This window comes from Paenarthrobacter sp. TAF1, from assembly GCF_052113825.1.
GTDB lineage: Bacteria > Actinomycetota > Actinomycetes > Actinomycetales > Micrococcaceae > Arthrobacter > Arthrobacter nicotinovorans.
The window spans coordinates 151767-162731 of sequence record NZ_JBFRDO010000012.1; the positions used below are offsets into that span (position 1 = coordinate 151767).

The 10965-nt window shown below is 62.3% G+C and carries 6 protein-coding genes and 1 pseudogene; 6 read left to right on the plus strand and 1 reads right to left on the minus strand.

From position 1 onward, the window contains the following. The first annotated feature begins 15 nt into the window (after positions 1-15). From AB4Y81_RS15640 to AB4Y81_RS15660, 5 genes are read left to right on the plus strand one after another with little or no spacing between them, the layout of a single operon-like run. Positions 16-1257 (plus strand): styrene monooxygenase/indole monooxygenase family protein, encoded by a 1242-nt coding sequence (locus tag AB4Y81_RS15640; protein WP_441996225.1) that lies wholly within the window; start codon positions 16-18, stop codon positions 1255-1257. 39 nt (positions 1258-1296) lie between these two features. Next, on the plus strand, positions 1297-3030 hold the full coding sequence (locus tag AB4Y81_RS15645; RefSeq protein WP_441996226.1) for a flavin reductase: 1734 nt from the start codon (positions 1297-1299) through the stop codon (positions 3028-3030). 21 nt (positions 3031-3051) lie between these two features. Beyond that, entirely contained in the window at positions 3052-4683 is a 1632-nt protein-coding gene (locus AB4Y81_RS15650; protein ID WP_441996227.1) for a phytoene desaturase family protein, read from the plus strand. 7 nt (positions 4684-4690) lie between these two features. Then, positions 4691-5482 carry a cyclase family protein gene (locus AB4Y81_RS15655; protein ID WP_434327873.1) on the plus strand — a complete coding sequence of 264 codons (792 nt, stop codon included), beginning with the start codon at positions 4691-4693 and terminating at the stop codon, positions 5480-5482. Then, positions 5479-7155: a thiamine pyrophosphate-binding protein gene (locus tag AB4Y81_RS15660; protein WP_441996228.1), complete on the plus strand. Its 1677-nt coding sequence runs from the start codon at positions 5479-5481 to the stop codon at positions 7153-7155. Before AB4Y81_RS15655 ends, AB4Y81_RS15660 begins: the two co-directional genes overlap by 4 nt. 76 nt (positions 7156-7231) lie before the next feature. On the opposite strand, the pseudogene AB4Y81_RS15665 reads toward AB4Y81_RS15660, so the two are convergent. Further along, a pseudogene (locus AB4Y81_RS15665) lies at positions 7232-7899 on the minus strand (recombinase family protein). 230 nt (positions 7900-8129) lie between these two features. Here AB4Y81_RS15665 and AB4Y81_RS15670 point away from each other — a divergent pair. Then, positions 8130-9839 (plus strand): AAA family ATPase, encoded by a 1710-nt coding sequence (locus AB4Y81_RS15670; RefSeq protein WP_275777388.1) that lies wholly within the window; start codon positions 8130-8132, stop codon positions 9837-9839. Positions 9840-10965: the final 1126 nt, after the last annotated feature.

Consider the following 10965-nt stretch of genomic DNA (forward strand, 5'->3'; position numbering starts at 1 on the left):
TAGAAGGGCAACACCATGACGCAACGCCACATCACCATCGTCGGAGCCGGCCAGTCCGGGCTTCAGCTGGGCATCGGACTGCTGGACGCCGGCTACTCTGTGACCACCATTTCCAACCGCACACCCGAAGAAATCCGGGACGGCAAGGTCGCCTCCAGCCAATGCATCTTCCACAACGCACTGGAGCACGAGCGGGCGCTGGGGTTGGACTTCTGGCCCGATGCCCCCACGGTCGACGGCATTTCCTTCACCATCCCACACCCCGAACTCCCGGGCGAGAAGGCCATCAGCTGGGCATCCCGCCTGGACAACCATGCCAAGTCCATCGACCAGCGCGTGAAGTTCCCGCGGTTCATGGAAGAGTTCACGGCGCGCGGCGGGGAACTCGTTTTCGAAGACGCAGGCGTGGCCGAGCTGGAGAAGTACGCGCAGAACTCGGACCTGGTGATTGTCGCCGCAGGCAAGGGAGACATCGCCCAACTGTTCACCCGCGACGCCGAACGGAGCACCTACGACGCCCCGCAGCGCGCCCTGGCGCTGACCTACGTGAAGGGCCTCAAGCCCCGCGAAGAGTATTCTGCGGTTTCTTTCAACCTCATCCCCGGCGTCGGCGAATACTTCGTGTTCCCCGCACTCACCACCAGCGGCCCCTGCGAAATCATGGTCTTCGAGGGCGTGCCCGGCGGTCCCATGGACACCTGGAAGGGCCTCTCCCCGGAGGAACATCTGGAGAAATCCACGAACATCCTCAAGACCTTCCTGCCATGGGAAGCCGAGCGGGCAACGGATGTGGAACTCACCGACCCCAACGGCGTCCTCCAGGGCAGGTTTGCGCCCACTGTCCGCCACCCGATCGCCACGTTGCCGAGCGGCCGGCAGGTACTGGGCCTGGCCGACGTCGTGGTGTTGAACGATCCCATCACCGGCCAAGGTTCCAACAACGCCAGCAAGTGCGCGGCGTCCTACCTGGACAGCATCATCCGGCACGGCGAACAGCCGTTCGGCGCTGAGTTCATGCAGGCCACATTCGAGCGCTATTGGGATTACGCACAGCACGTTGCACACTGGACCAATGCCCTCCTGGCCCCGCCGCCGCCCCACGTCCTTGAACTCCTGGGCGCCGCCAACAGCGAGCCGGACATCGCCCGCAGGTTCGCCAACGGCTTCAACCATCCGCCGGAATTCCAGGAGTGGTTCATGTCTCCCGACAAGGCAGCCGGCTACTTGGCGAGCCTTTCCGCAGCCAAAGTCTCCTAGCCACGTTTTTTGGCACAGACAAGCTAAAAAGGACCCATCATGCGAAAGATAGCAATCGTCGGCGCCGGCGAATCCGGTGCCCAACTGGCCCTGGGCCTGCAACGGGAGGGCTACGCAGTGACACTGCTGTCCGACCGTTCCGCAGCCCAGATCCGCACCGGGAAAGTCATGTCCAGCCAGTGCATGTTCTCCACGGCCCTGGATGCCGAGGCACAGATGGGGACCGCCCTCACCGAATACTACGAATCCGGAGCAGTCCCGGCCATCACCTCCATCCAGCTCCGGGTGGACGCGGAAGAACCCATCGAATGGGCAGCCCCCTTGGACGGGACTGCCCGCTCCATCGACCAACGGATCAAAAGCGCCCTGTGGATCGAGACGTTCGTAGCTGCCGGTGGCGATTTCCGCATCGAGAAGGTCACCCCGCGCATGCTCGAGGAACTCGCCCGCGACTACGAGCTGGTCATTGTGAGCACGGGCAAAGGCGAAATCGGGCAGATCTTCCCGCGGGACAAGGCAAAGTCGCCTTTCGACCGCCCGCAGCGCGTCCTTGCACTGAACTACGTCAAGCCCGACGCCGGCGCTGTCGCCGGCGCAGCGGGTGACGCCATCCGCATGTCCATGGCCCCCGGCGTCGGCGAGTTTTTCACCTTCCCGGGCCTGACCGTCTCCGGCCCGTGCCGCATGATGGTGTTCGAGGGCGTGGTGGGTGGCCCCATGGACCGGTGGACCGACGTCGGAAGTCCTGAGGAGCAGCTAGAGCGGTCGCTGGCGATCCTGCGCGAGCACTTTCCGCACGAAGCCGGGAACTTCGCCGGAGCCGAACTGACGGATGACGGCGCCACGCTTCTGGGACGCATCACGCCCACGGTGAGGTCCGCCGTCGGGGAACTCGGCAACGGAAAGCTGGTGTTCGGGCTGGGTGATGCCGTAGTCCTCAACGATCCCCTCACCGGGCAGGGCTCCAACAATGCAACCCTGGCCGCAAAGTACTACCTGGACTCAATCGTCCGCCGTGGCCAGCAACCATTCGATCGCCACTGGATGGAGCGCACTTTCGATGAATTCTGGCGGGGCTGGGGGCAGTGGGCCGTTGAATGGACCAACGATCTCCTGAAACCGCGCCGGGACCACCAGAAAACGCTCCTCAGCGAAGCCGCTGAACATCCCGCGTTGGCGGCGAGCATCGTGAACGGTTTCGACGACCCCCGAACGTCCTACCCGTGGTGGTTTGATCCCACCGCTGCTGCTGACTTCATGCAGGCCAGGAAGGAAGAAGACACCTCGGCGTTCGACGTCCGTGACTTCCGGAGCGCCCTGGGACAATTCGCCACCGGCGTCACAGTGGTCACCACCGTTTCCGCGGACGGCAGGAAGGTGGGCATGACGGCGAACTCCTTCACGTCGGTCTCCATGGATCCCCCGCTGGTGCTGTGGTGCCCCAGCAAACGGGCACCCAGCCTGGGCGATTTCGAGGAAGCCACGCACTTTGCCATCAATATCCTGGCAAGCGACCAGCACGTCCTTTCCCGCCAATTCGCTACCCCGGCCACGGACAAGTTCGCCGGAGTGGAAACCGTGGAAGGCATCGCCGGTGTGCCGCTGCTGGACGGCGCGGTGGCGACCTTCCAATGCCGGACCGTCTCGCGACATGATGCCGGGGATCACGTCATCTATGTGGGTGAGGTGGAAAGCTACAACCACGACGGCGGCGCTCCCCTGGTGTTCCACGGCGGCAAGTACAACGCCACTGCCAGCCACCCTGATTTCTGAGCACTCTTGAAAGGAACGGTTATGGACGAATCCTGTGAGGTCGCGATCATTGGCTCGGGAATCAACTCCCTGGTGGCGGCAGCCGAGCTTGCCCTGGACGGAAAGCGCGTGTGCATCATCGAGCGCTCGGACCGGCTGGGTGGGTTCATCGACTCCTCCGAACGGACCTTGCCGGCCTTCATCCACGACACGTTCTCCTCCTGGCATCCGCTGTTTGTGTCCGGCGGCGCCTATGAAGTGCTGGGCAAGGAACTGCACGCCCGGGGCCTCGAGTATTGCAATACCACCGGGCCCGTGACGGCGAGCGTAGCGGCGGACCCGGCGACGGGGGCGCACCGCGTAGTCATTGCGCACCGGGATCCAGCCGAGACAAGCGCTGCTTTCAAGGAGCCCCGGGACCAGGCCGCTTACCTGGCGATGCTCGATGACCTGGGCCGGAACGCCGGAACGGTTTTCGGGGCCTTCGGGGCCGAGCTGCGGTCCTTTCCTGAGGTTGCAAAGATCGCCTTTGGCGCCGTGCGGCGTGGGCGGCTGGCCGCAAATGAGTCATTCATCCGGGACTCCGTGATGAGCGGCCGCAACTACGTCCGCAGCCGCTTTGACGGCTGGGAAACGGACCAGTTGTGGTCGCCGTGGCTCCTGCACGCCGGGCTGGGACCGGACCAAGCCACGGGCGGGGTGATGCTGCCCGTCATGGCCATGAGCATGCACGGTTTTGGGCTGCCCGTCGTGAAGGGCGGGGCATCGCGGTTCGTTGCGGCGTTCGAGTCGCTCCTGAGGGACAACGGCGTCAGGATCATGCTCGGTGCCGAAGCCGAGGAGATCCTGGTTTCAGGCACAGCGGTCACGGGTGTCCGGACGTCACAGGGCAGTGTTTCGGCCGACACCGTGCTGGCCAACGTCTCCCCGCAGGCCCTTTACACGTCATTGCTTCACGAGCCCCCGGCCGCGGCTGCCCGGGCCGCTGAAAAGTACCAGAACGGCCGCGGAGCCATGCAGATCCACCTGGCCTTGGACAAGCCCGTTGAGTGGCTCGATCCCCGGCTCAACACCGTGCCGCTGGTGCACCTCAGCAACGGTTCGGACAGCACGGGAATTGCCTGCGCCCAGGCCGAAGCGGGACTGCTGCCGGCCGAACCAACGGTTGTGGTGGGGCAGCAATACGTGCTGGATCCGTCGCGGGCACCGGAGGGGAAGGCCACGCTGTGGTTGCAGCTGCAGGAGGTGCCGTTCGCGCCCGTGGGCGATGCCGCAGGTGAACTGGACGTCAGCAACGGGTGGAGTGGCGAACTTAAAGCCAGGTACCTGGAGCGGGTCCTGGCAAGGTTGGAACAGTTTGCTCCGGGGACCCGTGCGAGTGTCCTCGCCTCCGACATCCTGGCTCCGACGGACCTTGCCTTGGCCAATCCCAATGCCGTCAATGGGGATCCCTACGGCGGCTCGGCTGAGTTCTTCCAGAACCTTCTGTGGCGGCCTTTCCCGGAAGCCGCCGGACACCGCACGGCCATCCAAGGTCTCTGGCACATCGGGGCTTCAACCCACCCCGGTCCTGGACTTTCGGGCGGCTCCGGACACTTGGTGGCGCAGAAACTGACCGCACCGCCGTCACGATTTTCCCGTATCCAAGAAGCACTGAAACCACGTAAGCGATAGGAGAACAATGTCTGTTCTGGCCGGGCTCACTGCAGCCCTTTCGAATGGTTCGGTGGAGATCATCGACCTCACCACTCCCCTCAGCTCCGAGACGCCCATTTTGAACCTGCCGCAGCCTTTCGCGAACACGGTGGGGCTTTCCGTATCGCCGGTGAGCAATTTCGACGACGCCGGACCCGCCTGGGCCTGGAACGACGTCACGGTGGGCGAGCACGCAGGAACACACCTGGACGCACCGGTGCACTGGATCACCGGCAAGGACGGCAAGTCCGTGGACCAGATCGAACCGCACCGCCTGGTAGGTCCCATCGTTGTGATTGACAAATCCGCCGAGGCGACGCAAGACCCTGATTTCCTCCTGGAACCGGAGCACTTTGAGCAATGGCAGGAAGAGCACGGCGCGTTCCCGGAGAACTGCTGGGTCATCTTCCGGACCGGTTGGGCGGCCCGCGGCGCTGACGCTGCGGCTTTCGTCAACGCGGACGACGCCGGACCCCACACTCCCGGTGTCTCGGCAGCGGGTGCCAAGTGGCTCGCCGGAAACGCCTCGATCAGCGGTTTCGGCGTGGAAACCGTGGGCATCGACGCCGGCCAGGCCGGTACCCTCGATCCGATGTTCCCGGTCCACTCGTTCCTGCTCGGGGCGGACAAGTACGGCGTCACGTCGCTGCGGAATGTGGACCGGCTTCCTATCACCGGTGCCACGCTGGTGGTTGCTCCCCTGCCGATCGTTGGTGGCACCGGAAGCCCCAGCCGCGTGTATGCGCTGGTTGAAAAAGACGCGGTGGAGAAGGCATGAGCGGGCAGGTTCGGGTTTCCGCGCTGGTCGGCAGGACCTTGGCGAAGCTCGGTGTCGGACACGTTTTCGGGGTGGTGGGCTCCGGAAACTTCGATGTCACCGGAACGCTCATGGCCGAAGGCATCCCGTTCACCGCGGCCCGCCATGAGGGTGGAGCGGCGACCATGGCGGACGCCTACACCCGGATGTCGGGCAAGGTGGGCGTGGTCACCACACATCAAGGCTGCGGGCTAAGCAACGCCATCACCGGGATCGGGGAGGCCGCGAAAAGCCGGACACCCATGATCGTTCTGACCGCCGACACCCAGGCCGCAGCCATCCGCTCCAACTTCAAGATCGACCAGGACGCCCTGGCCCGCAGCGTGGGCGCTGTAGCCGAGCGGATCCACTCCCCGGCCACGGCGGTCGCTGACACGGTCAGGGCTTTCCGTACGGCTGTGAACGAGCGCCGCACGGTGGTTCTGAGCTTGCCGTTGGACATCCAAAGTGCCACCGCAGCGGACGAGGTGGGTGCCGCCGTCGTGCCTCAACCGCCCAAGGTGCGCCCCGACGCTGGCGCCGTTGAGCAACTGGTGGCACTGATTTCCGCGGCTGAACGACCCGTGTTCGTGGCCGGACGCGGAGGGCGCGGCGCCAGGGACGAAATCCTCGCGCTGGCGCGCCATGCCGGAGCCCTCGTGGCGACGTCCGCGGTGGCGAGCGGGCTGTTCAACGGCGACGCGCACAACTTGGGCATTTCCGGGGGGTTCTCTTCGCCCGCAACGGCGGAGTTCATCAGCGGCGCCGACCTGATCGTGGGCTGGGGCTGCGCGCTGAACATGTGGACCATGCGGCACGGGCGGCTCATTTCGTCCGGCACCACGGTGGTCCAGGTCGACGTCGAAGACTCCGCCCTGGGTGCCAACCGTCCCATCACTCTGGGGGTGCTGGGCGATTCGGCGCTGACCGCAGCCGATGCCCTGTCCGTACTGGCCCTTTCACAGCCGGAGCCTGTGGAGAAGTACCGTACAGAGGCCAACGCCCTGGCCATCAAGCAGGGCTCACGGTGGCGGGACGTGGACACTGAAGACCTGTCCACCGCGACCTCCATCGACCCGCGCGTCCTCACCCGCGAACTCGATTCGATGCTCCCTGCCGAGCGGATCGTAGCCGTGGATTCGGGCAACTTCATGGGCTACCCCAGCCAATACCTTGCCGTCCCGGACGAGTTCGGGTTCTGCTTCACGCAGGCTTTCCAGGCGATCGGACTGGGCCTGTACACGGCCATCGGCGCCGCCGTGGCCCAGCCGCACCGCCTGCCGGTCCTGGGTGCAGGAGACGGCGGGTTCCTCATGGGTATCAGCGAACTCGAGACCGCGGCGAGACTGAAGATGCCGCTTGTGTGCATTGTGTACAACGACGCCGCGTACGGAGCCGAGGTGCACCATTTCGCTTCAGGGCACTCCGAAGCCGAGTTGTCCAGCGTCGTGTTCCCGGCCACCGACATTGCCGCGATTGCCCGGGGATTCGGTGCGGAAGGGGTGACAGTGCGGACCGTAGCTGACCTCGAAGCTGTTCGCCCGTGGATAGCTGCTTACGAAGCCGGGACGCAGGACCGGCCGCTGGTCATCGATGCCAAGATCGCCTCCGACGGCGGTTCCTGGTGGCTGGCCGAGGCCTTCCAGGGCCACTAAGTGCCGGCGTCGTTTTCCGAAGTCGTCTGCACACGCTGCCCTGAAAGTACTGAACTTGTGCAGACGGGTATGGAAATCAGAGTGTCCAAAGTCCCCTGCACGAGGCGTCACACTTTGGTCGAGAGTCCTCTGCACGAAGGCTCCCGGCAGTGCGTTCACTGCCGGGAAGCGATCGCGTGGTCGGCGCAGCGCGCTGGATGGCCCGGTAGACGGTGGAGCGAGCGACGCCGAAGAGTTCAGCAATCTCCGTTGTCGTGTGTTCCACCCTGATGAAGGCTCAGGAGGTGGGCCTCCTGCCTTTTGGAGAGCTTGGGCTGTCGACCCCGAAGCTTGCCCTTCGACTTCGCCACCGCAATGCCTTCACGGGCTCCGGGCGCGAATAGGGGCGGATTCAAATTCCGCGACCATGCCCAGGATGTTGAACAGCAGCTTTCCAACCGGGTCATGGGGATCGTAGATACTGCCTCCGATGTTGAGGATTACGCCCTTGCGCGTGAGTTCGTCGGCAATATCCCTTGCGTCCGGCAGGGACCTTGCCAACCGGTCAAGTTTGGTGACAACGGAGGTGTCGCCGTTGCGGCACGCAGCCACGGCCTTTTCCAGACCGGGTCGGTCTCGTTTAGCGCCGGTAAATCCGTGGTCGACGTGGACCATCTCGTCGTCAACTCCCAAGGCATGGACAGCATGACGCTGGGCGGTGAGGTCCTGACTGCTGGTCGAGCAGCGGGCATAACCGATGGGCATGATTGGGCTGTAGCGTATAAGGCCCCTTCACCGGGCATTAATTCGGGCGGGGTATACGGGAATCCAGCCTTGGCGGAAACACGCAGATTTGGAGAGAGCCGATGGGCAGCGCCGGCACGTCCGATGGACGACCGGCTTACGGCACGCGAGCCTCGTTTGGCAGGGAACTTCGAATCAATCGCTGGGCTGCCATCGATATCAATCGCGAGTGATAGGCAATGATTGGAACCGTGACACTTATCAACGGATTCAGCTTTCGCGGCTATAGGAGTTTCTCGTCAGACCAGCTGGCAGTGCTTTACCCCCTGCGGAGGGTAAATCTGATCGCAGGTCAGAACAACGCTGGAAAGTCCAATATTTTGCGAGTCATTGGTAACACCTATAGTGCYGAACCAAGTCCCGTCTCCACGTGGGACCGGCCGCTTGGAGATGCGGAGCACACTTTTGGCCGTCTAGAGCTGCACCATATTGATGACGTCTTCACGTGGGAAAAAATCCGGCGCCTCTCCGAGGACCGCAAGGAAAAGCTTCGCGGTTTTCTCCGTTCTGGAGGAATATCACTTCCTGATGTTGGAAAGGATGTCATCGGCTTCGCGGTCCGAGAACGGGGTGAAATCGACAGCGAAGCCTTGCAACGGATGGGCCGCGAAGTGGGTGACAGTCACCTCGCGAATGTTCTGTCACTGGAGTTGACTAGCTCCGGTGGGGGCGGTGCTGGGCAGGATGCGTTCAGGGTTCTCCAGTGGATCGCGGGGGCACGACCTCACGCTCCTTCGGTATTTACTGTGAACGGTGTCAGGACAATTTCCGACGACAGCAGCCAAGCTCCCGATCTGAATGGGCTGAGCATTAAGCGCCGTCTCCTCGAGTTACAGAATCCGTCAACTGATCGCCTGAAAGACAAAGAACTCTTCGCAAGAGTTCAGGATTTTGTCCGCGCCGTGCTGGATGACCCCGGGATCACCATAGATGTTCCGCACGATCTCTCGACGATCCACGTCACTCAAGGAGGGCACACGCTGCCCATTGAAAACATGGGCACTGGCGTTCATGAGGTGGTAATTATTGCGGCAGCGGCGACGGTCATTCAGAACTCAATTTTGTGCATCGAGGAACCCGAGGTGCATCTGCACCCGATTCTCCAGCGGAAGCTTCTCCGCTACCTGGAGTCGAGCACTACAAACCAGTACTTTATCGCGACTCACTCTGCTCACATGCTGGATTCGGAGATCGGGAGCATTTTTCATGTTTCCCGCAAAGATGGCACTTCAAGCCTCATGTACTCCGGCGAAGCACGGGACAGGGCGGCGATATGTGCAGACCTGGGGTATCGTCCCTCTGACCTCGTGCAGACGAATGCCGTCCTGTGGGTTGAGGGTCCCTCTGACCGTATTTACCTCAAACATTGGATCGAGCAACTCGCTCCAGATCAATTCGTTGAAGGGACTCACTACTCCGTGATGTTCTACGGTGGGTCTTTGCTCAGCGCACTTTCACCGCTTGACGCAGCAGAGGTAGAAGAGTTCATCTCTCTTCGAAACCTCAACCGCTACGTGATGATTTTCATTGACTCTGATAGGAAGAGCCGCCGTGCGCGCCTCAATGAGCATAAGCAGCGGGTGATCAATGATCTCAGCAAGGACCCGTCAACAGGTATGGCGTGGGTAACCGCAGGTTACACCGTTGAGAACTATGTGCCGGAACACGTTCTAACCGAAGCGATACACACAGCACACACCTCCACGAAGAAGCGCGTGCTTCCTGCTCAAGATCGTTGGTCGAATCCTTTGGCCTCAGACCGGCTCGGTATCAAGCAGCCGAGTAAGGTCGCGGTCTCGAAAGTTGCAACTCAAAATTGGGGAAACGAGTGGCCGTTCGACCTGAAGGAGCGCGTACAGGAAGTCATTGCCCTTATCAGGACGGCAAACAGCCATACCTGATCGGTGTCCGGTGAGGGATCGTTTAGCGGACACCGAATGGCTGGTGGCCGTAGCCAATTAGACTGCAGCTTGAATGGACGTTCTAAGGACGGACCCTTCTACCTGCGGCCGCCTGTGGCCGTCGGTCGCCCCTTTGGCCTGGCCTCTCGGTCATGCCCGGCAGCTGCTTTCTAACTGGCTGTCGCCCTTTGCGAATGGAATACGAATCACGGGATGGAAACTTCTATAGCAGCTGGGTTGGTCGACGGACCCACCGCGTTCATCTTGTGGCGGTGGCGATACCGTTTCACAACAATAACGGTTGCGTCCTGCGGCGTTTTAGCCGTCCTGAGTCGATCAGGCGTACCCCAAACCTGGTACGTCAACGTACTTGGCGTGGTGATGATGCTAGGCGGGCTTGGCGTAATAGTTCTCATCAACTGGTGTGCGGTGCGGGATCGCGCGGAGAAAAAAGCTGGTTACACAACTGTCCGTCTCGGCAATAGGAAGTTGATGCAGCGAGATCCCTACATGGGGCACATTATCCGGCTAGCCGACGCGAACTACCTCGACCGTCAGCACTTCTCCGGGATCTTGGAAAGAACTAAGGCCGAAGCGAAACGCAGCAGCCCCTCTTGGCAACGTCCGTAAGACGGTGGCTTTCCGAACGCTCCAAGCGTCCGGTAGAGGATCCCCAATCGGACGTAGCGGCGCCCGGTGAGCCGCCGGCTTAATGGGCAGCCGCGAGCCTGCTCTACCTCGAGCGACATGTGCGAAGGAAGGGCCAACACGCATAATGATGGTTCGGAGCGTTCCGGCGGCTTCTGCATCCCACACTGGCATGTGATGGATCACATGCCAGGTACTTCAACGGTCTGTCGGACGGCACGCAGGCGTGGGTAGAGCCTCGCAACGGTGCCGAGATCAATAGCGGAGGACTGAACGTTGTTCCCAGATAGCTCGACTCCCCTAGATCCCATCCTCTCGACCGAAGATTGCTTTCTCGTGATGTCCGACTTTGTGTGGGCGTACGCACGTCGTGGTGCTGGCGACGACCTAATAACTCTGTTGGGAGACACTGGCCTGACGAGCGACGGACGCCCCTTCGACTCCGCCGCTTGGGAGGACTGGGTCGAAAGTATCGAAT

Excerpts from the sequence above, each read along its gene's own strand:
- AB4Y81_RS15640 (WP_441996225.1), top strand. The coding sequence starts at position 16 with ATGACGCAACGCCACATCACCATCGTCGGAGCCGGCCAGTCCGGGCTT.
- AB4Y81_RS15645 (WP_441996226.1), top strand. The coding sequence starts at position 1,297 with ATGCGAAAGATAGCAATCGTCGGCGCCGGCGAATCCGGTGCCCAACTG.
- AB4Y81_RS15650 (WP_441996227.1), top strand. The coding sequence starts at position 3,052 with ATGGACGAATCCTGTGAGGTCGCGATCATTGGCTCGGGAATCAACTCC.
- AB4Y81_RS15655 (WP_434327873.1), top strand. The coding sequence starts at position 4,691 with ATGTCTGTTCTGGCCGGGCTCACTGCAGCCCTTTCGAATGGTTCGGTG.
- AB4Y81_RS15660 (WP_441996228.1), top strand. The coding sequence starts at position 5,479 with ATGAGCGGGCAGGTTCGGGTTTCCGCGCTGGTCGGCAGGACCTTGGCG.